The sequence below is a fragment of the Acinetobacter radioresistens DSM 6976 = NBRC 102413 = CIP 103788 genome, from assembly GCF_006757745.1.
Taxonomy (GTDB): Bacteria; Pseudomonadota; Gammaproteobacteria; order Pseudomonadales; family Moraxellaceae; genus Acinetobacter; species Acinetobacter radioresistens.
In genome coordinates, this window is record NZ_AP019740.1 from 1,710,333 (window position 1) to 1,734,809 (window position 24,477).

General features: G+C 41.9%; 20 protein-coding genes. 15 read left to right on the forward strand and 5 right to left on the reverse strand.

Going from position 1 to position 24,477, the window contains the following annotated elements:
• The first annotated feature begins 23 nt into the window (after window positions 1-23).
• The 5 genes from ACRAD_RS08050 (at window position 24) to dapC (ending at window position 6,253) form a co-directional block, all read left to right on the forward strand.
• Window positions 24-698 carry an AzlC family ABC transporter permease gene (locus ACRAD_RS08050; RefSeq protein WP_171053894.1) on the forward strand — a complete coding sequence of 225 codons (675 nt, stop codon included), beginning with the start codon at window positions 24-26 and terminating at the stop codon, window positions 696-698.
• Window positions 695-1,036 (forward strand): L-valine transporter subunit YgaH, encoded by a 342-nt coding sequence (ygaH, locus tag ACRAD_RS08055; RefSeq protein ID WP_005026392.1) that lies wholly within the window; start codon window positions 695-697, stop codon window positions 1,034-1,036. Before ACRAD_RS08050 ends, ygaH begins: the two co-directional genes overlap by 4 nt.
• A 115-nt stretch (window positions 1,037-1,151) precedes the next feature.
• The gene (gene purT / locus ACRAD_RS08060; RefSeq protein WP_171063306.1) at window positions 1,152-2,369 is read left to right on the forward strand and encodes a formate-dependent phosphoribosylglycinamide formyltransferase; all 1,218 of its coding nucleotides are present in this window, start codon (window positions 1,152-1,154) and stop codon (window positions 2,367-2,369) included.
• Window positions 2,370-2,391: 22 nt separating this feature from the next.
• Window positions 2,392-5,058, forward strand: a complete 2,667-nt coding sequence (gene glnD / locus ACRAD_RS08065) for a [protein-PII] uridylyltransferase (RefSeq protein WP_005019843.1) — start codon at window positions 2,392-2,394, stop codon at window positions 5,056-5,058.
• 25 nt (window positions 5,059-5,083) lie between these two features.
• Window positions 5,084-6,253: a succinyldiaminopimelate transaminase gene (dapC, locus tag ACRAD_RS08070; RefSeq protein ID WP_005026394.1), complete on the forward strand. Its 1,170-nt coding sequence runs from the start codon at window positions 5,084-5,086 to the stop codon at window positions 6,251-6,253.
• A gap of 54 nt (window positions 6,254-6,307) precedes the next feature.
• Here dapC and ACRAD_RS08075 read toward each other — a convergent pair whose 3' ends face one another.
• Both ACRAD_RS08075 and msrB read right to left on the reverse strand, forming a co-directional pair.
• Complete coding sequence (locus ACRAD_RS08075; RefSeq protein ID WP_005019841.1) at window positions 6,308-6,790, reverse strand: glutathione peroxidase; 483 nt, start codon at window positions 6,788-6,790, stop codon at window positions 6,308-6,310.
• Window positions 6,787-7,206 carry a peptide-methionine (R)-S-oxide reductase MsrB gene (msrB, locus tag ACRAD_RS08080; RefSeq protein WP_005026396.1) on the reverse strand — a complete coding sequence of 140 codons (420 nt, stop codon included), beginning with the start codon at window positions 7,204-7,206 and terminating at the stop codon, window positions 6,787-6,789. Before msrB ends, ACRAD_RS08075 begins: the two co-directional genes overlap by 4 nt.
• A gap of 155 nt (window positions 7,207-7,361) precedes the next feature.
• Here msrB and ACRAD_RS08085 point away from each other — a divergent pair, with 155 nt between their 5' ends.
• The 9 genes from ACRAD_RS08085 to ACRAD_RS08125 all read left to right on the forward strand — a co-directional run bounded on the left by ACRAD_RS08085 (window position 7,362) and on the right by ACRAD_RS08125 (window position 21,116).
• Complete coding sequence (locus tag ACRAD_RS08085) at window positions 7,362-8,597, forward strand: pyridoxal phosphate-dependent aminotransferase (RefSeq protein ID WP_005026398.1); 1,236 nt, start codon at window positions 7,362-7,364, stop codon at window positions 8,595-8,597.
• Window positions 8,598-9,092: 495 nt separating this feature from the next.
• The gene (locus ACRAD_RS08090; protein WP_005019838.1) at window positions 9,093-9,962 is read left to right on the forward strand and encodes a MetQ/NlpA family ABC transporter substrate-binding protein; all 870 of its coding nucleotides are present in this window, start codon (window positions 9,093-9,095) and stop codon (window positions 9,960-9,962) included.
• 75 nt (window positions 9,963-10,037) lie between these two features.
• Window positions 10,038-11,063 carry a methionine ABC transporter ATP-binding protein gene (locus tag ACRAD_RS08095; protein WP_005026400.1) on the forward strand — a complete coding sequence of 342 codons (1,026 nt, stop codon included), beginning with the start codon at window positions 10,038-10,040 and terminating at the stop codon, window positions 11,061-11,063.
• Window positions 11,060-11,755, forward strand: coding sequence for a methionine ABC transporter permease (locus ACRAD_RS08100; protein WP_005019833.1), 696 nt, complete (start codon window positions 11,060-11,062; stop codon window positions 11,753-11,755). Before ACRAD_RS08095 ends, ACRAD_RS08100 begins: the two co-directional genes overlap by 4 nt.
• A gap of 883 nt (window positions 11,756-12,638) precedes the next feature.
• The gene (gene dnaE / locus ACRAD_RS08105; protein ID WP_005026401.1) at window positions 12,639-16,205 is read left to right on the forward strand and encodes a DNA polymerase III subunit alpha; all 3,567 of its coding nucleotides are present in this window, start codon (window positions 12,639-12,641) and stop codon (window positions 16,203-16,205) included.
• A 19-nt stretch (window positions 16,206-16,224) separates the two neighbouring features.
• Complete coding sequence (locus ACRAD_RS08110; RefSeq protein WP_005026403.1) at window positions 16,225-17,067, forward strand: RNA methyltransferase; 843 nt, start codon at window positions 16,225-16,227, stop codon at window positions 17,065-17,067.
• Window positions 17,060-17,878, forward strand: coding sequence for a serine O-acetyltransferase (gene cysE / locus ACRAD_RS08115; protein WP_005026406.1), 819 nt, complete (start codon window positions 17,060-17,062; stop codon window positions 17,876-17,878). Before ACRAD_RS08110 ends, cysE begins: the two co-directional genes overlap by 8 nt.
• 109 nt (window positions 17,879-17,987) lie before the next feature.
• On the forward strand, window positions 17,988-18,962 hold the full coding sequence (locus tag ACRAD_RS08120; protein ID WP_005026408.1) for an ABUW_2363 family tetratricopeptide repeat lipoprotein: 975 nt from the start codon (window positions 17,988-17,990) through the stop codon (window positions 18,960-18,962).
• Between the two features lie 120 nt (window positions 18,963-19,082).
• Window positions 19,083-21,116: an esterase/lipase family protein gene (locus ACRAD_RS08125; RefSeq protein WP_035329578.1), complete on the forward strand. Its 2,034-nt coding sequence runs from the start codon at window positions 19,083-19,085 to the stop codon at window positions 21,114-21,116.
• A gap of 56 nt (window positions 21,117-21,172) precedes the next feature.
• Here ACRAD_RS08125 and ACRAD_RS08130 read toward each other — a convergent pair whose 3' ends face one another.
• Together ACRAD_RS08130 and def are read right to left on the reverse strand one after the other, a co-directional pair.
• Window positions 21,173-21,976 (reverse strand): thioesterase family protein, encoded by an 804-nt coding sequence (locus tag ACRAD_RS08130; protein ID WP_005026413.1) that lies wholly within the window; start codon window positions 21,974-21,976, stop codon window positions 21,173-21,175.
• 357 nt (window positions 21,977-22,333) lie between these two features.
• Window positions 22,334-22,813, reverse strand: coding sequence for a peptide deformylase (gene def / locus ACRAD_RS08135; RefSeq protein ID WP_005026415.1), 480 nt, complete (start codon window positions 22,811-22,813; stop codon window positions 22,334-22,336).
• Between the two features lie 139 nt (window positions 22,814-22,952).
• Between def and ACRAD_RS08140 the strand changes: the two genes are divergently transcribed.
• Complete coding sequence (locus tag ACRAD_RS08140; RefSeq protein ID WP_005026418.1) at window positions 22,953-23,156, forward strand: hypothetical protein; 204 nt, start codon at window positions 22,953-22,955, stop codon at window positions 23,154-23,156.
• Window positions 23,157-23,257: 101 nt separating this feature from the next.
• On the opposite strand, the gene ACRAD_RS08145 is transcribed toward ACRAD_RS08140, so the two are convergent.
• The gene (locus tag ACRAD_RS08145; protein ID WP_005026420.1) at window positions 23,258-24,454 is read right to left on the reverse strand and encodes a hypothetical protein; all 1,197 of its coding nucleotides are present in this window, start codon (window positions 24,452-24,454) and stop codon (window positions 23,258-23,260) included.
• Between the last annotated feature and the right edge of the window lie 23 nt (window positions 24,455-24,477).

Genomic DNA, 24,477 nt, shown 5'->3' on the forward strand with positions numbered 1-24,477 from the left:
GTGCCAGAGATAGCCAGGCCATTATGCTGACCTATTTACCTGTCTCGTTTGCCTTTGGCGTTTCTGCTACCCAGTTTGGGTTTACTGCCTGGGAAGCTCTATTTTTATCCTGCTCCATGTATGCTGGTGCCAGTCAGTTTCTTGTAGTTGCCCTGCTCGGCAGTGGTACATCAATCTGGATGACAGCACTGACTGTTATCGCTTTAGATATTCGGCATCTGCTCTATGGACCAGCCTTATACAACCTGATTAACCATCAGTTAAACCTGAAAAAGACCGCTGCCTGGGCATGGGGACTTACCGATGAGGTATTTGCCAGTGGCATGATTAAACTCTCCCAACGCCGACAGGAATGGTCAGAGTCATGGATGCTGGGCTTAAGTCTGTTTAGCTGGCTATCTTGGGCAGGTGGTTCATTTCTAGGGGGGATGTTCGCCAATCAGGTGAGTAATTTGCCACGCTTCTTGCAAGCGGCCCTGGACTTTCTATTACCTGCGCTGTTTTTAAGCTTTTTACTCGCGGCTTTTGAGAGAAAACATACTCTGGTGGTAGCAGTATGCTTAATTGTTTCGGCCTTAGCCTGTTATTTTATTAATCTTTCTGCAGCAATTTTTATCGGGATTATTGCCGGTATTCTGGCCGGACTGTTTAAGCATTACATCCTCAAGCAGCATGACGATTTAATGGAAACACTATGAATCTGGATATTATTCTGGTCGGTCTCGTCGTGGGAATTGCAAATTTCATTTCCCGTTTTGGCCCATTTTACTTCATTCAAAAGTATCAGCAGCAGAATCAGCGTCGTGGTGCAATCTGGTTAAAAATTGCGCTGGGGAGTATCGGTATTTCTGCTATTAGCTCTATGCTAGTAGTTGCTACATTGCCCCCCCTGATTGAAACACCTAATAAAAGCTTGGCCATGCTGGCGGGTCTCCTTGTACTGATCGGTTTATATTTTAGATTCAGGAAAATCGTACCAGCAACTCTGACCGCAGCCATTGTTTATGGATTGGTCTATACTTACATACCTGTCTAAATGAAATTTTCTTTTGATTGATCAGAAGATTACTTGATAAAAACTTAAGCTTTTCTTGCTGAAACACTTAACACGCGCATGAGTTCTGTTATGCTGTAAGTCCACTTTTGCAAGGATGATTCGCATGAGCGTGACTATCGGTACTCCACTTCAATCTTCAGCGGTCAAAGTCTTGCTGCTTGGTTCGGGAGAGCTAGGTAAGGAAGTCGTCATTTCCTTGCAAAGGCTTGGAGTAGAAGTACATGCAGCGGATCGTTATGAACACGCGCCAGCCATGCAGGCCGCTCATTTTTCTTATAGCCTCAACATGGCAGATCCCCAACAGTTAAAAGCACTGATTGAGCAAGTCAAACCCCAGTTTATTGTCCCTGAAATTGAAGCAATTGCTACGGAAGTTCTTCTAGAGGTGGAAGCTGGACAACAAGCTGTTGTCATTCCTTCTGCTAAAGCTGTTAACCTGACCATGAACCGTGAAGGCATTCGCCGCTTGGCTGCTGAAGAATTAGGCTTGCCCACCTCTGCTTACCGTTTTGCCGACTCTCTGGAGAGCTTTCGTGGTGCCTGTGATGATATTGGTTATCCTAACTTTGTAAAACCAGTCATGTCATCTTCTGGTAAAGGACAGTCCCGGGTAAAAAGTTTTGATGAAGTTGATGCAGCTTGGGAATATGCACAGACTGGGGGACGGGTAAATCAGGGTAAGGTCATTGTTGAATCACAAATCGATTTTGACTTTGAAATTACTTTATTGACTGTGCGTGCCAAGAATCCGCAAAGCGGCAAAATTGAAACCAGCTTTTGCGATCCGATTGGTCACCGACAGGATTCCGGGGACTATATTGAAAGCTGGCAGCCGCAGCCGATGTCACCTGTGGCACTTGAAGAGTCTAAACGGATTGCTGATAAAGTCACTGCGGCACTGGGTGGATGTGGAGTTTTTGGTGTTGAACTTTTTATCAAAGGTGATCAGGTCTGGTTTAGTGAGGTATCTCCCCGTCCACATGATACTGGGTTAGTTACCCTTGCTTCACAGTTCCAAAGTGAATTTGAGCTACATGCACGGGCTATTCTGGGCTTAGCTGTAAATACGGCGCGACACAGTGTTGCAGCCAGTGCTGTTATTTATGCTGGCCAAGATGGTTCTAACCTGTCATTTTCTGGTCTGGATCTTGCATTAGCTCATCCTTCTACAGACTTACGCCTGTTTGGCAAACCGGAAGGTTTTAAACGGCGCCGTATGGGTGTTGCTACTGCACGCGCAGCAACTATAGAAGAAGCACGTGAACTTGCGCAGCAAACAGCCGCACAAGTAATTGTAAACTCAAATCCATAAAGCTTTACTGCGGAACATGCTCATGATCACTACCTCGCCTCTGCTTAATTATGTCAAAAGCAATCATGATATTCAGGCCATTAATGTATGGCGTACTGATGTTGAAAAGCAGTTACAGGAGAGTTATGAAAATGGGCAGTCTATCCGTGACATTATTCTGGCCCGCTCCAATTTAATCGATGAAGCTCTGATCTTCTTATGGCAACACGCGGGACTCCACCAGACCGATCTTGGTCTGTTTGCTGTAGGGGGCTATGGCCGTCGTGAAATGTTGCCATACTCAGATGTCGATATCATGATTTTATCTGAAGACGATATCACTCCTGAACAGGAAAGCTTAATTTCTACTTTTATTTCTTCTCTTTGGGATGTCGGAAATTTTAAGCCAGGTATTAGTGTACGCACTATTGCCAGTTGTGTAGAACAGGCCACCAATGATTTAACTGTTGCTACTGCACTGATTGAAGCGCGGCTGATTACTGGAAATCAGCATCTGGCCAGATGGCCACGCCGGATTGTGTCACAGACCTGGACAGATAAAACTTTCTTTGATGCCAAAATGCAGGAGCAGGCAAAGCGTTATGCCCAGCATAATCATACAGAAAGCAATCTGGAACCCGATATTAAAAATGCGCCAGGCGGTATTCGTGACATTAACCAGATTGGCTGGATTGCTAAACGGCATTTTCGGGTTAATCGGATTTATGATCTTGTTCATCTCGGTTTTATTTCCGAATTTGAACTTGCTGTTCTGGAGGAAGCTGAAATTTTTCTCTGGGAAATCCGTCACCACCTGCACCGTCTGGTCAAACGTGATGAAAACAGGCTGCTATTTGATTACCAGCGCGAAATAGCAGCAAAATTTGGCTATGTTCATAAGGAAGGTGAATCTCCGAACTATCCGATTGAGCAGTTCATGAAGCGGTATTACCGTACTGCGCAGCAAGTTTCAACTTTAAATGAAATGCTACTGGCTTATTTTAATGAGTCTGTTATTACCCCGCGGCTACCAAGTTATGAGCGTAAAATTGAAGAAATCAATGAACACTTTAAACTGGTAGACGGTAAACTCGCAGTACAACATCATAAAATATTTTCGGAAAATCCAAGTGCAATTCTGGAGATTTTCTATTTACTGGCTAACCGGCCAGAAATTCAGGGAGTGCGTGCCCGAACACTTCGCCTGCTGACCCTAGCAGCCAAGCGAATTGACCAGAGCTTTCGTGATAATCCCATGCATCAAGCTCTTTTCATGGCAATTATACGCTCTCCCTACCGTTTATACGACACATTGGTGGCGATGAAACGTTATGGGGTGCTCGGTAAATACATACCTTCTTTTGGGAAAATTACCGGATTAATGCAATATGACCTGTTTCATATTTATACGGTGGATGCTCATACACTCCTGTTACTCAGAAATTTAAACCGCTTTAAAGAGCCAGAATTTGCGAAAGATTTTCCAGTCGTCAGCTCGGTTTTTCAGCGTCTTGCCCGTCGTGATATCGTATTTTTAGCCGCATTATTTCATGATATTGCTAAAGGCCGCGGGGGTGATCATAGTGAACTGGGTGCAGTTGATGCAATCGAATTCTGCCGTGCACATGGTTTTACTGAACGTGAGTGCAAAATGGTGGCGTGGCTCATCCAGAACCACCTGCTGATGTCATTAACTGCTCAAAAGAAGGATATTTCCGATCCGGATGTGGTTAAAGAATTTGCCGAAAAATTGGGTGATATGGAGCATCTGGATTACCTATACTGTTTAACAGTAGCAGATATTAATGCGACTAATCCAAAACTCTGGAATACGTGGCGTGCCTCATTAATGCGTCAGCTATATACGCATGCACGTGATGTAATTCGCACCGGCCTGGGTCGCCCCGTGGAATACCAGATGCTCATTGAAGATACCAAATTTGCAGCCAGTGAACTTCTGGTGGACGAGTTTGCCCTGGAAGAGGTAGAAAAGGTCTGGCAAGAACTGGGGGATGAGTATTTTCTCAAAGAGTCCGCGAATGAAATTGCCTGGCATACCCGTGCAATCCTGCAACATGGGGATAATCCAGCTCCTCTGGTATTGATGCGGGCACATCGTAAAGCTGCACAAGATGCTGTCCAGATTTTTATTTATACTCAAGATAAGCCAAATCTGTTTGCGACTACAGTTGCAGTACTAGACCGAATGAATCTCGATGTTCAGGACGCCCGAATTATTACTGCCACAAAAGCATTCAGTCTAGACACTTATGTAGTACTGGACCGTTTTGGAACCTTACTCACTGATGCTGAACGCAAGCAGACCGTTGCAGATGCGCTGGTTCAGGCACTCAGCCATGCCGACAATTACCCGGGGTTAATGCAGCGTCGTATTCCTCGTCAGTTGCGCCATTTTGATGTAAAAAATACTGTCGATATCACCCTAAATCCGGCTTTACAGCAAAACATGGTGGAAATTTCCACACTTGACCAACCTGGCTTACTTGCTAAAGTAGGCGGTCTGTTTATGATGCAGGGGCTGGATATTCATTCTGCCAAAATTGTCACACTCGGTGAACGGGCTGAAGATATTTTCTTTGTGACAAAGAAGGATGGCACGCCTATGAATGCTGAAGAAGCTCAGCTTTTTTCTGCAAAACTGAAATCAGCACTCGATGAAGCTTCAAGCCAAGTTATAAGCCAGCATTAAGTTACAACCAAACGGTATTTTTTCAATGAACTCAAGCTTGTCATTATTACATCCTTATCCTTTTGAAAAGCTTAATCAACTTTTTAAGGATGTAGTCCCTGCGGACCTTCCCTTGATTCCCCTCTCTATTGGTGAGCCCAAGCATCCTGCCCCTGATTTTGTAAAAAAGGCGATTATTGATAACTTTGAACAGCTTTCAACTTATCCGAACAGCAAAGGCTTACCTGAATTAAGACAGAGTATTGCAGACTGGTTAACTCGCCGCTTCCAGCTGAACACCATTAGTGCCGAAAATAATATTCTTCCTGTATCGGGAACGCGTGAGGCCATTTTCTCTTTCGTTCAGGCTTTGGTAAAACGAGAAGATACACCTTATGTGGTCATGCCGAATCCGTTTTATCAGATTTATGAAGGTGCAACCCTTCTAGCAGGTGCAAAACCATACTTCATTAACTGCACCCAAGAAAATAACTATCTGGGTGACTTTGACCATGTACCCAATGAGGTATGGGAAAAAACAGCACTACTGTTTGTATGTACACCAGGTAATCCAACAGGTGCGGTTTTGTCTAAAGATCAGTTAAAAAAACTGATTGCACTTTCAGACCAGTATGATTTTGTCATTGCATCAGATGAGTGTTATTCAGAACTCTGGTTCGATGAAGCACCCGTTGGCCTTCTTGAAGTCTGTGCTGAAATCGGACGTAATGACTATAAAAACTGTGTAGTATTTCATTCCCTGTCCAAACGCTCAAACCTGCCGGGAATGCGTTCCGGTTTTGTCGCAGGTGATGCCAACCTGCTTAAACCTTACCTGAAATATCGCACATATCATGGTGCAGCCATGCCCGTTCAACATCAGCTCGCCTCAATTGTGGCTTGGAATGATGAAAACCATGTAGAAGAAAACCGTAAGCTTTACCGGGCCAAATTTGAACTATTTCAAAATGAACTGGGGCATCTTCTGCCACTTCAAAAACCAGATGCAGGTTTTTATTACTGGTTAAAAGTAGACCATGATGAAAATTTTGCCAAAATGCTCATGGAAAAAGCACATATCAAAGTACTACCGGGACGTTACCTGTCACGTGAGACTCCGCAAGGTAATCCGGGTGAAAATCATGTACGTTTGGCCTTGGTTGCTGACATTGCTCAATGTGAGCAGGCTATTGAACGATTAAAGAGAGTACTTTAATCTTAATTTACTGAAAAAATGAAGGGCGATTAAATCGCCCTTTTATTTTTACTTTTACTGTGCCAATGCCCTTTCAATATCTTCTTCTAAAGCTTCAGGCTTACTGGTTGGTGCATAACGGTTCAGCACTTCACCATTTTTTCCTACCAGAAACTTGGTAAAGTTCCATTTAATGCCGTTGCCCAAAATTCCCTTACTGTTATTGGTTAAATAACGAAAAACTGCATGGGCTTCTGGGCCTTTTACATCAACCTTGGCAAACATTGGAAAACTGACACCGTAATTTTTCTGGCAAAATGCACCAATCTGGTCATTTGTCCCCGGGTCCTGTCCGCCAAACTGGTTACATGGAAAACCTAATACTTCTAATCCCTGATCTTTATACTTCTGGTAAACTTTCTCCAGACCAGCAAACTGCGGTGTGAAACCGCATTTACTTGCAGTATTAACAATCAGTAAGACTTTGCCCCGATAGTCAGCCATTGATTTAGTTTTTCCATCTAACAACTCAGCTTCAAACTGATAAATGTTGGTCATGGATAGGTTTCCTCATCACTTTTTTCTTGTGTTTTTAATTCGAGTGAAGCCGAATTTACGCAATAGCGCAGTCCTGTCGGCTGTGGACCATCTTCAAATACATGTCCCAGATGAGCATCACAATGATGACAAACTATTTCTGTTCTGACCATCCCATGACTTAAGTCTTCATGTTCTTCTATAGCAGTTGAATTAATCGGACGGAAAAAGCTTGGCCAGCCACACCCGCTATCGTATTTGGTTTCTGAAGAAAACAGTTCTGCACCACAGCAACGGCAGGTATATACCCCGTCCTGTTTACTGTTCCAGTATTTCCCCGTAAACGCAGGTTCAGTACCTTTTTGTCGCGCAATACGAAACTCTTCGGGTGATAACTCTCTTTGCCATTCTCGGTCTGTTTTATTGAGTTTTCCCATCATTAACTCCTTTAATTCTATGACATTCAATGTCATGCTTCAGTACTTTCATATTTACGCTAGACAACAAAAAATTTCTAGCTAAATTTCACCATAGATTGTGCTATTTCAGTTAATCTATTTTTCTCTTAATATACATATAATTGGATGAGATCATGTTCGTTTTAGGTAACACTACACCCCGCGAAATCAAAAAATCGTCTAAGCTTGAGCATGTTTGCTATGACATTCGTGGACCAGTGTTACGAGCCGCCAATGAAATGGAAGAACAGGGCCATAAAATTATCAAACTCAATATTGGTAACCCCGCCCCGTTCGGCTTTGAAGCGCCACAAGAAATCATTAATGATGTTGCCCTGAACCTGCCAAATGCAGTGGGTTATACCGATTCAAAAGGAATCTTTCCGGCACGTAAAGCGATCTGCCAGTATTACCAGCAAAAAGGTGTATTTGATGTCAGCGTAAAAGATGTCTACATTGGTAATGGCGTATCAGAACTCATAGTTATGGCCATGCAAGGTCTGCTAGATGATGGCGATGAAATGCTGGTGCCAATGCCGGACTACCCGCTCTGGACAGCAGCTGTTAATCTCTCTGGCGGCACAGCGATTCACTATAAATGTGATGAAGAAAATTTCTGGTATCCCGATATCGCTGATATGGAAAGTAAAATCACTCCAAATACCCGCGGTATTGTGGTGATTAATCCGAACAACCCAACCGGTTCGGTTTATCCGCGCCACGTACTTGAACAGATTGTTGCACTGGCAAAAAAATATGACCTGATCCTGTTTGCTGACGAAATTTATGACAAGATTATTTATGATGGAATTGAACATGTAGCCCTGGCAGCACTGGCAGGTGATCAGTTATGTGTCTCTTTCAATGGTCTCTCTAAAGCTTATCGTATTGCAGGTTACCGTTCAGGCTGGATGGCAATTACCGGTAATAAAAGCCGTGCAGTAGACTATATTGAAGGTCTGGATATGCTTGCCTCAATGCGTCTGTGTGCCAATCATCAGGCTCAATATGCAATTCAGACTGCACTTGGAGGCTATCAGTCTATTAATGACTTGATTCGTCCAGGCGGACGTTTATATGAGCAGCGCAATATTGCCTGGGAAATGTTAAATGAAATTCCTGGAGTTTTCTGTGTTAAACCGGAAGGCGCCATGTACTGTTTTCCACGTTTAGATCCAGCAGTGTATCCGATTGAAGACGACGAAAAATTTATGCTGGATTTTCTGCGTGCAGAAAAAGTATTGTTAGTACAAGGTACAGGCTTTAACTGGCCAACTCCAGATCATTTCCGTGTAGTGTTCCTGCCTGCCGAAAATGAATTACGCGAAGCAATCAACCGTTTAAGTCGCTTTTTGGCAAAAATGCGATAAGTCTGTTAAATAAAATAGTGTTCTGCATCTTTCTATTCGAAAGATGTAGAGCTTAAAATTGCTATATTCAGTTTTATCTCATTTATAGATTTATATTGAATAAAATTTTATATAGGATAAAAATTTATCAGATAAATATTTTTTATAAAAAATTATAAATAAACACATGATTTTAATAATTAAATTTTTTCAAATTTGAATTTTCAAAAGCACTTAATAAGATAAGGAATGACTTTATATTCACTATATTGCATATAGCTTTATTGGTATGATGCAGCTCATGAGTAGGTTCTAAATTTTATTGAGTTAAATAACATGCTGTAGTGATAGCAGTCAGTTTCTCTAATACAATAGAGTGTTAGAACAGACCACTACAAATTTCTTAACGCTTTAAACCGGTCTTCATTTCACGAGAGCGGTTGGTTTAAGCTTGATTTAATGATCAAATGTTATAATTTGTAAATTTAAATATATTAAATTTACCGGGACGAATACATGAAAAAGTTGCTTGGCCTTGTATTAGGCGTATCTGTAGGACTGGCAGGATGCTCAAAACCTGAACAGCCTGCAACTGAAAACGCTACACAGGATTCTGCTGAAGTTAAAACCGTAACTATGGCATCTACTGGTTCAGATGCAGATATCTGGCGCTACATTGCAACTCTGCCTGAAACTAAAGAAGCTGGCATTAAACTGGATGTTAAAAACTTCACTGATTATGTTGCCATGAATACCGCTGTAGCCAATAAGGAAGTCGACCTGAACGCATTTCAGTCGTATGCCTATATGGTCGCATATAATGCCAACAATAAAGACAAGATTGCACCGGTATCTACTACTTATCTAGAACCGATGGGTATTTACTCAACCAAAGTAAAGAAAGTTGAAGAGTTCCCAAATGGTGCCACCATTGCTATTCCAAATGATGGGGCAAATGAGTCACGTGCATTGCTACTGCTTCAGTCTGCGGGTCTGGTGAAATTAAAGCCCGGTTTTGACGAGGTACAGGGTACTCCTGCCGATATCGTTGAAAATAAAAAGCAGATTGTGATCAAGCCTGTCCAAATGGCAACTGCAGTCCGTGTAAAAGATGAAGTAGATGCCATAGTATTGGGCAATACTTTAGCAATGGAAGGCGGTTTAAATGTGCTTAAAGATGCTATTTATTATGAACCAATTGACCAGAGTACCAAAATGAATGTAAACATTCTGGCTACTGCTGCTGATCGTCAGAATGATCCTGTACTACAGAAAGTTGGCGCGCTATACCATACTGCACCGGTTAAGCAGTACATTCAGGAAAAATTTGGCGGTACTAAAGTCGATGTAAACAAGCCGGTAAGCTATCTTACTGACGCAAAATAATCATATAATTGCGATTAACAAACAGGCAAAGTGAACTTTGCCTGTTTTTTCATTCTTATACAGTATCTTGACGCTATGATCGAATTTAAGAACATCTCCAAACATTACCAGCTCAAGGGCCAGACTATTCGTGCCCTTGACCAGATTAACCTGCAGATACCAGATGGCAGTATATTTGGTATCATCGGTTATAGTGGTGCGGGTAAAAGTACACTCATCCGTCTGATTAACTTACTAGAACGTCCGGATGAGGGTCAGGTTATTATTCACCAGAAGGATTTCACTGCTCTGGATGCCCGTAAATTGCGTCAGGAACGTGCCAATATTGGTATGATTTTTCAGCATTTTAATTTGCTGCAAACCAAAACTGTAGCAGCCAATATTGAAATGCCGATGAGACTGTTGGGTTATAGCAAGGCTGAACGCGAAAAACGCTTAAATGAACTGCTCGACTTTATTGATTTAAAGCACAAACGAGATGCTTTTCCCGATGAGTTGTCGGGTGGACAGAAACAGCGGGTTGGTATTGCACGCGCTCTAGCAAATCATCCAAAAATTCTGCTTTGCGATGAAGCTACGTCTGCACTTGACCCTCAGACCACCCAGTCTGTTTTGCAACTGCTTAAAAAAATTAATAAAGAGCAAGGGATTACCATTGTGATGGTTACCCATGAAATGGATGTGATTGAATCAGTTTGTGATTATGTCACAGTGATGGAACATGGTAAAGTCATTGAGACAGGCTCTACACTAGATATCTTCAGTCAGCCACAACATCCAACAACTCAGAACTTTATCCAAACTGTTTTGCAACAGCAATTACCGGTTAATATTCTAAATAATTTGGAAAACCAGAATCATCATAGTATTTACTGCCTGAAATTCCTGGGTAAGTCTGCTCAGGAAACGGTAGTTCAAGCTGTAATCAAAAAGTTTGACTTAAGCTTAAATATTTTGTTTGCCAATATGACTGAAATTCATGGGACTGTTATTGGACAAATGTTTATTCAACTTTTAGGTGACCCGGAAGTGATTCAGCAAGCTATTCTGTTTCTGGAAAATAATGGCGTGCAGGTTGAACAGTCAGGAGTGCAGGTATGAGAGACTTGATTGTTCAGTGGCTCACTAGCGTTACTGCGCCATTTTGGAAAAGCTCACTTTCAATTGACCAGTTCGTAACTGCTTTACAGGAAACCTTCCACATGGTGTTTTTTGCCATGCTATTTGGTTGTGTCTGGGGTTTTATTCAGGGTATTACTCTGGTGGTTACACGTCCGGGAGGTATTTTACCAAACCGGTTGATTTATCATGGTTTAAACCCTATTGTTAATGCGCTACGTTCCCTGCCTTTTATCATATTGCTTATTGCAGTCATTCCACTGACCAAGCTGCTGGTCGGAACTTCGATTGGAACATGGGCTGCTATCGTGCCTTTGACTATTTATGTAGGTCCTTATATCGGTCGGCTGGTTGAAACTTCACTGCTGGAAGTAAATGAAGGAATTATTGAATCAGCTCAAGCGATGGGAGCGACTCCCCTACAAATTATTTTTAATTTTATTTTGCCAGAAGCCCGTAGCTCACTGATCCTTAACCTGACCACAGCTACTATTAGCCTGATTGGTGCGACTGCAATGGCAGGTGCTGTTGGTGCGGGCGGCATTGGAGACCTGGCTATTTCTTATGGCTATCAGCGTTTTGATACCAGTGTAGTTATTTTAACAGTTATTGTTCTTTTGATTCTGGTTCAAATCGTCCAGATGCTCGGTGAATGGCTAGCCCGTCTCAGATAGGTTCAGGACTGATTAACCGCCCTCTATAGAGGGCTTTTTTCAGGTTTGCTGTTTGTTATAATCGTGCTATAGCTGTGATTAACCGGTCAATATTTATGATAAAAATATGATTAGTAATCTTTGCTTTTAGCATATGTACAGTGTCTGAGGCTTCTACATTACCTTATAGATTATGATACGAGTATAAAGGTAAATGTATTAGAGCTTAGACAGTCTGTAACGGCTTCTCAATTAACCAAACAGCTAGTCATCCAAAATATAAAAACTCAAAAAAATTACTCGAAATGTATAGGTAACTATGAATATTCAACTGCTCCTATTCCACACAAGGGGCTGTTTTTTGAAATATCTCCAGAAGATAACTCCCCTTTTTCTAAAAACTATTCAAAAGCAGAGACAGTATTAATCAACTCACTGATACTTAGGGCCGAGTTAGTCTGAACTGAAAAAATACAGCAGACCTTAGCGAAAAAACCTTGGTAAACAATCTTTCCATCTCAAGAGATTATATTCTTGCCAAGTTTAAAAAGGAGTTTTTTTAAATGCAAAAGGGATAAAAATTACAGGCACAGTAATACTGCTAACTTCTGCTGACCTGAAAGCTTATCTCAAGCATCCGGATGAGTACGTCCCTCCTTATTTTCCATATCTTGACTTTACTTTCAAAAATGGCAGGTTACGTGCTTTCGATATATGCCAAGGTATAACCTGTTAATTACTGGTACTTTTATTAGGAGGGTATATTTATAATGGAATTTCTGTCTTTCCATTTATAGCCCTGCTTAAAATGAAATTATAAAAGATTCTAATGTAGTAAATATTGAGCTATGCCGTTCACAAGAGCATGTTAAAATACAGGGCAGTTTAGGCAGGGTTGTTTTCTATGCAGTTTGTTCATCTTGGTATTCATACAGAGTTCTCGATTACAGAATCAATCGTACGTGTGCCTGATCTGGTTAAAGCTGCTCAAAAAGATGAAATGCCTGCTTTGGCACTGACTGATCTGTCTAACCTGCACGCAGCGGTCAAATTTTACGGAAAATGTTTGGGTAAAGGTATCAAGCCTATTTTAGGCTCAGAAATCCGCCTGAATGATGCTGAACATCGTATGACCTTATTGGCAATGACCAATACAGGCTGGCGAAACCTGACAGAACTGGTATCTGAAGGTTATATCCGCGGTCAACAGCTAGATATTCCCTGTGTACAAAAAGAATGGATACTGGACCAGAACCAGGATTTGATTGCCCTGCTCGGAATGAATTCTGATGTCGGTAAAATGCTGATTACCTCTAATCCTCAAAAAGCTGAACCTTTGCTGGAAGAATGGATCGCCAAATTTGGAAATCGGGTTTATTTAGCCCTAACCCGCACTAATCGTCCGGACGAAGATGACTTTATTATAGAAGCGGTGAAACTGGCCCAGAAGTATAATATTGGTGTAGTGGCACACAATGATGTGCACTTCATGACCCGAGACGACTTCGAAGCGCATGAGGCCCGGGTCTGTATTGCTGATGGTTATGTCCTTGGTGATAATCGCCGTCCGAAAACCTATTCGCCCGAACAGTATTTTAAGTCTTCTGAAGAGATGACCGAGCTGTTCTCGGATATTCCGTCAGCCATTGAGAATACTTATCATATTGCTAAACGTTGTAACGTAACCTTGCAACTGGGTAAGTACTTCCTGCCGGATTATCCGATTCCAGAGGGTTATACTATTGATACCTTCTTTGCGCATTTGTCCAAAGAAGGCCTCGAAGAGCGGTTAAATTTCCTTTATCCACCTGAGGAGCGTGATGAATACTGGCCGGAAATACGTAAGCCTTATGATGAACGTATCGAATACGAGATTAATATTATTAACTCGATGGGGTTTCCGGGCTACTTCCTGATTGTAATGGACTTCATTCAATGGTCAAAGAATAATGGCGTACCGGTAGGCCCTGGCCGTGGTTCAGGTGCAGGTTCTCTGGTTGCTTATAGTTTAAAAATTACTGATCTTGATCCGCTGCGCTATGAACTACTGTTTGAACGTTTCTTAAATCCGGAACGTGTTTCGATGCCTGACTTCGATGTCGATTTCTGTATCGCTGGCCGTGACCGTGTAATTGATTATGTAGCACGTACTTATGGTCGTGATGCCGTCTCCCAGATTGCTACTTTTGGTACTATGGCGGCCAAAGGAGCGATTCGTGATGTGGCCCGGGTTCTAGGTAAATCTTATGGACTGGCAGATCGTATTTCCAAACTGATTCCAACTAAACCCTTGGGCTTAAGTCTGGAAGAATCCTTGCAAGCTGAACCTCAGCTTAAGGATATTGTTACCAACCCATCCAACCCGGATTATGATGATGCTTCAGAGATCTGGGAAATGGCGCTAAAACTGGAAGGTATTACCCGTAATACCGGTAAACATGCCGGTGGTGTAGTTATTTCACCAACCAAGATTACCGATTTTTCTGCGGTCATGTGTGATGCTGATGGTACGGCGCGCGTAGCGCAGTTCGATAAGGATGACGTAGAAGCAGCAGGTCTGGTAAAGTTTGACTTTCTGGGTTTGCGTAACCTGACCGTGATTGAAGACGCAGTCAAGAATATCAATAAACGTATTAAAAGCGATAAACCTTTAGATATTGCTGCTATTCCACTTGAAGATAAAGACGCTTATCTGGTCTTTGCCAATGCCAATACCACCGCGGTATTCCAGTTTGAATCTGTGGGCATGAAAAAAATGCTCAAAGAAGCACGTCCAAGCAAATTTGAAGAAATTATTGCTTTCGTATCTTTATATCGTCCGGGACCGATGGATCTGATCCCTGACTTTATTCATCGTATGCATGGTGGTGAGTTTGAATATCTGCATCCTCTGCTTGAAGGCGTACTAGAGCCGACTTACGGGATTATGGTGTATCAGGAACAGGTCATGCAGGCGGCACAGTATTGTGCGGGTTATACGCTTGGTGGTGCGGATTTGCTGCGCCGGGCAATGGGTAAGAAAAAACCTGAGGAAATGGTTAAGCAGCGTAAAATCTTCATTGAAGGCGCTGCAAAAAAAGATATTGATGAAGCTACAGCCAACCATATTTTTGATTATATGGAAAAATTTGCCGGCTATGGTTTTAATAAATCACACGCAGCTGCCTATGCATTAGTAGCCTACCAGACAGCATGGTTAAAAGCGCACTATCCAGCCGAATTTCTGGCAGCGGTAATGTCGTCGGAAATGCAGAATACCGATAACGTGGTATTTTTGATTGATGACTGCCGAAAAAACAATTTGGAAGTTTTGCCACCTTCGGTCAATATGTCAATTTACCAGTTCCATGCAATTGATGAAAAAACTATTGTGTATGGTCTTGGTGCGATTAAAGGCGTTGGTGAGGCTGCAATGCAGTCAGTGATTGACTCGCGTAACCAGCAAGGACCGTATAAAGATCTATTCGATTTCTGCCACCGCATTGATCTGAAGAAAATCAATAAGCGTACTTTAGAAGCACTGATTCGTGCCGGTGCATTGGATTGTCTAGAAATTGAACGGGCTGACCTGATGGCACAGCTTCCTGAGGCAGTACAAGCAGCAGATCAGGCCCGTCAAAACCGTGAAACCGGGATTATGGATCTTTTCGGTGAAGTTGAAGAAATTCAGCGTAAACCAGCTAAACCTGTAAAACCTTGGAGTGATGAGGTTCGTCTCAAGGGCGAAAAAGACACTTTAGGCCTTTACCTGACTGGGCACCCTATTAATGTCTACCGGCCAGAACTCAAGTCTTTTGTTCCAAGTCGGCTGAATGAACTGACGCCTACCCGTCGTGGCGTGACTACTGTATTCGCTGGTCTGGTAATCGATGTCGCCAATTTTCCAAACCGCGTCATGATCACACTGGATGATGGTACAGCACGTGTGGAAGTCAGCTGTAACCACGAGCGTTTCCAACGCTTTAAAGATATTATCCAGCCTGAAAAAGTCGTAGTCATTGAGGGAGAAATTTATGAGCGCGAAGGTTATGAACGCCCGATGGCGCGTCTCAGCAAGGCTTTTAGCTTAAATGAAATCCGTCAGAAGCGAGCAAACAGCATCAAGATACAGCTGAGTGATGATCTGTTAGGCCCGGCATTGGGTCTGGAGTTGCAAAAAATACTTGCACCTTATTGTAATATAGACATGTACCAGCATATTCCGGTACAGCTATTTATAGAGCAGCCCTATGCTACAGCAGAGCTACATTTGGGTCCAAGCTGGAAAGTTGCCCCACTTGATGAGTTGCTGGCAAAATTGCGTGATTATTTTGGCAAGGAAGCTCTGCATATCGAGTACCAGGTCAAATCCAAAGCTGCGCGGGTAGTAGAGCCCGTGCGCCCGGTACATACAGCTTCCCTCGCTTCGAATGATATAAGCATGGATGAAGCTTTAGAACTTTATCAGGCTGAAGTCAGCCAGTATTCTTGATACAAAAATTGGATATCCTATGAGCAGTTTTGATAATGCTTTAATCTCAGAGCATTTATCCCACGTCCGAATTGTAATGGTCAATACCACACTTCCGGCTAATATTGGCAGTGCTCTGCGTGCCATGAAAACAATGGGTCTTTGCCGACTGGTTCTAGTCGCTCCAAAAACTTATCCACATCCGGATATTGATGCGCTGGCAGCAGGTGCACAGGATCTTATTGAACAGGTCCAGATTGTCGAAACACTGGAAGAGGCCATTCAGAACTGTCATCTGGTATTTGGTACCAGTGCCCGCAGTCGGACCATCCCATGGCCACTGTTAGATGCCCGCCCGGCAGCACAAACCTCTATGCAGGCAGTTGTCAGTAAACAGCAGGAAATTGCGGTAGTATTTGGCCGTGAAGACCGTGGCCTGACCAATGAAGAGCTGGCACTGGCCAATTATCATGTCACTATTCCAGTCAATACAGATTATGGCGTACTTAATGTCGCTCAGGCAATTCAAGTAATCTGCTATGAAATGCGTATGGCTACACTGGAGCTGATGGATACTCCACCTCAAGAAACCAATCAAATGCCGGTAGCTGGCAAGTCTATGATGGACTGGGATGAGCCGTTGGTTACACATGAGCAAATGGAGCAGTTTTATCCCCATCTAGAAAAAATGCTTGAAGAGATTGAATTTTTAGATCCCAACAATAAACGCCTGTTACCTTTACGCTTGCGTCGCTTATTCGGACGTATACAATTAGATCGTATGGAATATCATTTATTGCGTGGCATTTTTAGTCGGGTGCAGGCCTTGAACAATGGCACATGGAAAAAGTCGAACAGCCAAAAGGAGCAGCCAGATGCTTAAGCAGCTTAAAGAAGATATTAAGGCCGTATTTGCCCGTGATCCCGCTGCCCGTAACACATTGGAAGTATTAACGACCTATCCAGGTATTCATGCATTAATTATGCATCGGGTAGCCCATGAACTGTGGAAGAAAGACTGCAAGGGTACAGCCCGGCTTTTATCTTCATTCAGCCGCTTTGCCACTGGTATAGAAATTCATCCGGGTGCAAAGATTGGCCGACGCTTTTTTATTGATCATGGTATGGGTGTAGTGATCGGTGAAACAGCAGAGATTGGAGACGATGTTACTCTTTATCATGGCGTTACTTTAGGCGGCACTACCTGGAATAAAGGCAAACGTCATCCTACACTTGAAGATGGCGTAGTAGTCGGTGCAGGTGCTAAAATTCTTGGACCATTTACTGTGGGGAAAAATGCCAAAGTAGGCTCGAATACAGTAGTTACAAAGGCTATACCTGCAGGGGTTACAGCGGTAGGCGGACCGGCACGTTACATTTTTAAAGATAAAGAAGCTCAGGATAACGAACAGGAAGCGCGTCGTCGTTCTTATGCAGAACGTATAGGTTTCCAGCCTTATGCCGCCACACAGGAACAGGCCGATCCTATTCTTGAAGGTATGCGTGTATTGCTGGACCGTATTGAATATAACGAGAAACGCATGAACACCTTATGTCAGCGTTTATCGCTACTTGACCCGACATTTAAGCGTTCAGCACAAAATGAACAGCACCCATTTAGTGAAGAAGAGTTAAAGATTATTGAAGAAGTGCGCCGTGAATGCGAAGCACAAAGTACCCAGACCAAAGCTTGAGCTAAATTAAAACATATACTCACAAGCTGGACATTGCATGTTTGCATAGGATTTTTTAGACTGGCAAACGTGCTTCTCTTATGTAGATAACAATTAACGGAAGAATTATATGACTTTTAAGCCACTGGCCTGTGCATTGATTGCTACTTCATTTCTTACTGCATGTTCAACCGGACCAGTAAAACAGAAAGTAAACAATGAACCGGTCGTCTTTACTGAACCTGAAATTTCTCCACCATTTTATGCACTAAACCCGTTTGATTATAATGCTCCGCCTCCATTTGAAGTTGCGCTAAAAGCAGCCGCAGCACAGCCAGTTACCAAGCTTCAGGTCACAGACCCAACCACTGGCCAGACTACGACCCTTGAAACCAATAAACTTATTGTTCCAATTATCAACAGTAATCAGCGCGCCATGAAATTTGCTGTACTGGCTGGTGAAAATGAAATTGATATTACTGAAATTGATGACTTTCTACAGCTGGTAGAAGGTAAGGCACGCCATTATCCACCACGCTTTACCGAACGTCAGGAACGTCGTGGTTTTGAAAATAAACTTAAAGAGGTTAGTCAACGACTCGATACACTGGCAGCTAATCCAAATGCTTCATTCGATGTATTAATTCGTGCTTTCAAAGCAAGTGTAATGGCACGCAATCTGGACCTGGGTAAAAACTATACGACTCAGTCACTAGTTTATGCACAGCGTATTTTACGTATTAATCAAGATGATCCAGAAGCCAATTTCTGGTTTGGCTTTGCCCTGTCTGAAGGTGGCGGTCAGCGTGAAGCGATTCCATATCTGGATAAAGCAATGAAATTTGGCGTACAGGAAGCTTATCTTTCAGCAGCTAATAACTATATTGCAATGGAACAGAAAAAGAATGCGACCACAACTCTAAAAAATTACAAAGTAAAATATCCGCAAGAAGCCGAAGTTGCTGACCGTTTGATTGAAGAAATTGACAAGCGGGGCCGCTGGAATGTCTGGCAGATATTAAATATAAATGTTCCTGCCACTCCATCTGCACCTGTAGCCACAGCAGCTCCAGGTACTGCCACTTCTGCACAACCTGCCTCATAACTCTCACACATTTTGCACAATTTAGGCTGCTTCGGCAGCCTATTTTTATAGGGTTTGAATTGAAAACAGCCAGAATTCACGTATGATTTAATCGAGATTATCTTGTTGATTCTTCAGCCCATGTTTAGAAATAAAATAAATAGAATCTGGCTATTATCTACCCTATCCGTTGTGCTGCTCAGCGGTTGCCAGGTGGTCAGTGTTAAACAGCAAGCATTGAATATCAGTATCGCAAATGAACGCGATAGCATTTTAACCCGTGACCGGATGAGTGAGGCCAGTCTGAACGTATTGTCCATGACGGGACGTGAAGCTGAGGCCTGTACTGAGAAGCCGGATGAGTGTATTAAAGAACTCGAGCAGATTCCACAGATCATGGATGAGCAGATGCTTTCCGCTGCTAGTGAGATATATTTGGCAAAGTCGCTTGAACTTTCTGGAGGAGCCGAGTGCACAGCACCAAAGAGTAAAGGTGACTCAACTAAAGCTATTGAGAAACGAAAATTACAGGAACATAATTACAATCAGTGTCTGGATCAACAGCTGAATCTGCTGGACAAAAGCATCCGTTATAGCTATGCCTATCTGTTTAAAACAGAACGCCATCCTGAAGACCGGATTTTTGATAACCGTCAGGTGCAGATTCGTGATTTTTATAACCAGGCGCTAGCAAAGCTGGTTACAACTTATAGTTTACGCCATCCTAGTAAAACGGTTTCACCCCAAATTAAGGTGGGTAAAAGTATCTACAGTATTAATGTAGATCAATACCCACAGCTTAAAAACCAGCCACTAGAACAATTGCTTTCAAGTTATAACCTTAACTTCTCAGGGCTACGCTCAATTAACCGTCGTGACGGTTTTGGCTCTGAGTTTGTTGTAGTATTACCACAGGAAGAGCGTAAGGAAGTAGATAAATATATCCTTGACCCAATGAACTTTTCTTATGAAAATGGCGTAAATCCGAATATTCATAAGGCTCGCTATCTAGCAGTAACTATTACAGCTCAGCCAAAGACAGAGAGCAGTATAGAAGAAATATTAAACAGTCCGCACTTTCAGTTAAATGTATATGATCCTTACAGTACAGAGAAAGTTAAAGTAGGAGGTGAAAACTATCCACTTGCGGCCAACTTTTCTGCACCTTACGGTTTGTGGCTGGCTCAGAATAATCTGGGTATTGCGGCTTATCTTACCCTGCTTGACCGGCGGCAAGATTTAACTATGCCGCATTTATACATGCTTGAGCCCTATAACCCGGACAAAAAAGTGATCGTATTGGTCCATGGACTGGCCAGCAGTCCAGAGGCTTGGATTGCAGTAACTAACGACATTATAGGTGATAATGTATTACGTGAACACTATCAGGTATGGCAAGTTTTCTACTCTACCAATATGCCAATCATTGAAAGTCGTTTTCAGATCTATGCCTTGCTACAGCAAGCTTTCAAGAATCTTGACCCCAATACTCCCTCTGCTAAAGATGCAGTTCTGATTGGTCATAGTATGGGGGGTATTATTAGCCGTTTACTGGTAAGTCAGGCTGACCTTTCAGAAACAGCACTTCAGAAAATGAACTCTTACCAGCTGGTACAGTATCGAAATGAGCCCATGATTCGCGAGCGTCTACGCCTGCATCCTATCAATAATTTTACTCGCGCTGTATTTCTGGCAACTCCTCATAAAGGAACTAGATATGCTGATCGTTGGTTTACCTTGGCAGCACGTAAAATTATCCGCATACCAGGTACTTTCGTAAATGCAATTGGCGAATCACTACGAAATGATGACTTGAGTATTAAGGATATCTTACAGCAGGTTGATCGCTCACTAATTCAGAATGGACCCAGCAATTTAAGCTATAAGTCTAAATTTATTGACTTGACTGAAGATGTGATGCCGGTTGATGGTCTGGTATATCATTCAATTCTTGGAAATAATACAGACAGTCAAGATCCAAATATGATTACAGACGGTGTAGTTACCTATCAAAGTGCTCACCTAGAAGGTGCGGCCTCTGAAAAAATCTTTAAAGGTGGTCATTCTATTCAAATGACGCCAGAAACTATTCTTGAACTGCGTCGTATTCTAAGACAGCATTTAACTGCATTGGGTCTTTACCATCCTGATGAAATAAAAATTGAGTCACCCTAAATATAAACTTATAAAAAATGGGCTCTTAAAGGCCCATTTTTTTGCTCTACTGAATTTCAAGCTTTCATTTTTCTTAAGGTAAGTATCTGTTCGCTGCGTCCAAAAGGCCCTTGGGTATCGTGTAATACAGCGCTAGTTAAACCGATACCATCTTCTCCATACTGTTGTACAGCTTCTATGCCCAGCCATTTTCCTTGTGGAATACGGTATAAATGCAGCTGCAAGTCCAGGTTTGGAAAACCCCATTCAAAATTGCCTTCCTGACGTGGCACTATTCCATTCGCTGTATCAACCATCCCGAGTAAACGAACAAAATCAGTAGTAGATTTATCGTTAACCATATCAAGTTCATTTTTTAGCCAGACCGTACCTTTACCTGCCCGGTGGTTTTCATCGGTACGTGCCTCGATACTTTCAATATAACCACCTGGCCAGCGCTTCATACCATCCCAAACGGGTAGCGATTCAGGATGTGTGACAGATTGATCTTCAATTCCTGCCACTTTTGAAGAGTCAGCTTTCAGCATACGCCAAGCACGCGCCACAATACAGGTCTTCCCTCCAGCTTGCATTTCTGCTTCGATCAGCTCAATCGTTTTTCCAGGACGAATGACGCGAGAAGTAATTGAAAAATCACCAAAATGGATGAGTCCAAAAATATCCAGGCTAATTCGACCGATACGCATATCATCACGTGGCATAAACTGTTCCAGTTCAGCACACATAATTCCGGTTGCAGGCGCCATATGCTGTTCATGCGGATTCCATGCACCTTGCGCATGCCGATTAGAGCTATAGAATGTTGTAACCGTACCATCCTGATTCTGTTTACGCTCAAGTAACTGATAATAAGCTGACATAAATTTCCTTATCCATTTTTAGTTTATCTTGCCCACATGTTTTCTGGGTATTTTAGGCTTGGTAAAGTAAGTAGCTGTATTGATAAAACATACATAGTTTTAGTTCACTAATATTCATAATAAACATAACTGCTTGAAAAGTGTTAGGCAAAAAACTGCACTTTTACTGTATTTTATGACTCAGGAGTTCTAAAAATTAGAATCAATATTTTTACGTGAACCTACCCATTTCAAAAAATTGTAGACGTAAATATTTATAAAAACAGATTTTTATACTTAGGCTATTTTAAAAATTTATTTCTATATAATTAATTTTATATTTATAAATATAGAATTCTAAGATGAACCATTGGATTACTATAACCGCTCGACAAATAAAATTCCGTTCAGATGATCAATCTCATGTTGTATGATCCGGGCGGGGAAACCTTTATATATTGTTTCTACTGGTTCACCCTCTAAAGTTAAATAACGCAGCTTAACTGTCTCAGCCCGCTCTACAGTACCCCGCACATCCGGTACACTCAGGCAGCCTTCCTCTCCCATACAAGTTTCTCTGGAAAATTCTAATATTTCCGGGTTCACCATCACTACTGCCTCCATTTCCGGTGCATCGGAATAACGTAGATTAGAGCGTGATGCTACAATAATAATACGTTTAGAGATATAGACCTGTGGTGCTGCAATTCCTACTCCATTTTGCTCAAGCATAGTCGTGTGCATAGCTTGAGCAAGCTGCCTTAGCCATTCAGTGTTAAATTCATTTTCTGAAACTTCTGCAGCTTTTAAAGTTAAAACTTTTTCACCACGCTGGGCTACTGGCAAGCTGATACTCATCCCTCATCCCTCTTTCTCCCTGCGATTAATAGACATTTATATTTTGATTTACAATAAATTAAAAATGACGGAAGCAGCTACATTCCCTCTTCAATTTCTCGTATTATAAAATAAATATAGAATATTATCGGTTAAGTTTATGACCGCTACACAACTGTTGCTTGGAGTGCTCTTTAGCTCTATTGGTTTAGGCTATTTCTTATATGGCAGGAAACAGAGTATGACTGTTCCCTTAGTCTGCGGCCTGATATTGATCATTTTTCCCTATTTTGTAGAGAATCTTTTCCTGTTGGGCGGTATTGGTTTAGTGCTTGCCGTTTTACCTTATTTCCTGCGTTATTAATTTTTAAATATAATAGAGTTCTTGACAGATTCATCTATTTTTAAGCCATTAATAAAATTAAAGGCCATTTTTTAAGCTTGGCCTTTAATCCTTTTAGTAGTTTAAAAAGTAAATCCAAGATTTAAATTAATACGGTATAGCCATTTATCACTATTTGGTGAAGTTGCAGAGGTATAGCCTGTTGAGTTAGTTGAACCACCAATAATATTGGAGTTTTTACCCCACGTATAATCTGCCCAAACCATAAATGGTGATGCAATAAACATCATTCCTGTTGTATTCATTTGTGAATCGGACCAGTCATTACGAGCTTTATCTAAATAGCTATAATCGTTATAAAAACGAATAGCTTTTAATTTCCCAAAATCTTTAACCGGCAATGTGTAGGCCAGATTTAAACTCGTAACTGTACCTTCAGAGGCTATAAAGTATGCCGGCGTTAAACCGTTTGCCCCCATCAAAGTCATATCACTATTTACACCATCCGGATTTTTAGCATCGTACTGATAGTGAATGACCGAACTTTGTAAGTTAAAGCGCTTATAGTTGTTTTCAGTATGCAAACCGATTGCATAATATTTGCCGTCTTTATCGGTAATATCATTATGTAATTGTGCAATTGCACCTGATATACCAAACTCCTGTTTACCAAAATCAGTTTCTAACTTGCGAACAATGCGAGTATTAACCTGATGACGTTTTTCATTTTGATAGGCTTTTTGAGATGGAAATGCATTCCCTGCCAAGTCATCATAAGTTGCACTCTCAGGTGAATAACGCAAGTTCGTTTCTAACATTTGCGGGTAATAACCGAGTTTTACATCCCAATCTTTGTCGTGATAATTCCAGTTAATCCCCGGTGCAATATTGTTGCCATAACCTAAAAAAAATGGAATGTGGTAAGTCCAGCCATTTTGCGGATAGGGATAAATCGTAAAAGGTTTATAAACCAGACCCGCTTCAATGCTGTTATTGACATCTAGGTTATAACCAACATATGCCTTTTCAATTGATGTTTTTTCCTGATCCTGAATGATATAACTCGCGTTTAGATATGCATCATCAAAAGTACCTTTTAAATCAATTCTAAAAATATCAAAATCAAGTTTACCTATTCCACGGTTAGGGCTATCCCAACTCTCATAGCGCTGATTTAAACGAACCAATCCACCTAACTTTAATGAGTCGGTGCCGTCAGCACTTTTCCATTCAAGCAATGAATCTTTTGCAAATACATTTACACTTATCCCCAGCGTAAGCGGTGCAATGAATGCCATGATTAATGAAGTCTTTTTCATCTCTACATCCTTGATTGAGTTCC

Bases quoted from the DNA above. Each gene is read 5' to 3' on its own strand.
- dapC (WP_005026394.1), top strand. From the start codon at position 5,084: ATGAACTCAAGCTTGTCATTATTACATCCTTATCCTTTTGAAAAGCTT.
- ACRAD_RS08125 (WP_035329578.1), top strand. From the start codon at position 19,083: ATGTTTAGAAATAAAATAAATAGAATCTGGCTATTATCTACCCTATCC.
- glnD (WP_005019843.1), top strand. From the start codon at position 2,392: ATGATCACTACCTCGCCTCTGCTTAATTATGTCAAAAGCAATCATGAT.
- ACRAD_RS08140 (WP_005026418.1), top strand. From the start codon at position 22,953: ATGACCGCTACACAACTGTTGCTTGGAGTGCTCTTTAGCTCTATTGGT.
- cysE (WP_005026406.1), top strand. From the start codon at position 17,060: ATGCTTAAGCAGCTTAAAGAAGATATTAAGGCCGTATTTGCCCGTGAT.
- msrB (WP_005026396.1), bottom strand. From the start codon at position 7,206: ATGGGAAAACTCAATAAAACAGACCGAGAATGGCAAAGAGAGTTATCA.
- purT (WP_171063306.1), top strand. From the start codon at position 1,152: ATGATTCGCATGAGCGTGACTATCGGTACTCCACTTCAATCTTCAGCG.
- ACRAD_RS08075 (WP_005019841.1), bottom strand. From the start codon at position 6,790: ATGACCAACATTTATCAGTTTGAAGCTGAGTTGTTAGATGGAAAAACT.
- ACRAD_RS08095 (WP_005026400.1), top strand. From the start codon at position 10,038: ATGATCGAATTTAAGAACATCTCCAAACATTACCAGCTCAAGGGCCAG.
- def (WP_005026415.1), bottom strand. From the start codon at position 22,813: ATGAGTATCAGCTTGCCAGTAGCCCAGCGTGGTGAAAAAGTTTTAACT.
- ACRAD_RS08130 (WP_005026413.1), bottom strand. From the start codon at position 21,976: ATGTCAGCTTATTATCAGTTACTTGAGCGTAAACAGAATCAGGATGGT.
- ACRAD_RS08145 (WP_005026420.1), bottom strand. From the start codon at position 24,454: ATGAAAAAGACTTCATTAATCATGGCATTCATTGCACCGCTTACGCTG.
- ACRAD_RS08090 (WP_005019838.1), top strand. From the start codon at position 9,093: ATGAAAAAGTTGCTTGGCCTTGTATTAGGCGTATCTGTAGGACTGGCA.
- ACRAD_RS08120 (WP_005026408.1), top strand. From the start codon at position 17,988: ATGACTTTTAAGCCACTGGCCTGTGCATTGATTGCTACTTCATTTCTT.
- ACRAD_RS08050 (WP_171053894.1), top strand. From the start codon at position 24: ATGCTGACCTATTTACCTGTCTCGTTTGCCTTTGGCGTTTCTGCTACC.
- ACRAD_RS08110 (WP_005026403.1), top strand. From the start codon at position 16,225: ATGAGCAGTTTTGATAATGCTTTAATCTCAGAGCATTTATCCCACGTC.
- ygaH (WP_005026392.1), top strand. From the start codon at position 695: ATGAATCTGGATATTATTCTGGTCGGTCTCGTCGTGGGAATTGCAAAT.
- ACRAD_RS08100 (WP_005019833.1), top strand. From the start codon at position 11,060: ATGAGAGACTTGATTGTTCAGTGGCTCACTAGCGTTACTGCGCCATTT.
- dnaE (WP_005026401.1), top strand. From the start codon at position 12,639: ATGCAGTTTGTTCATCTTGGTATTCATACAGAGTTCTCGATTACAGAA.
- ACRAD_RS08085 (WP_005026398.1), top strand. From the start codon at position 7,362: ATGTTCGTTTTAGGTAACACTACACCCCGCGAAATCAAAAAATCGTCT.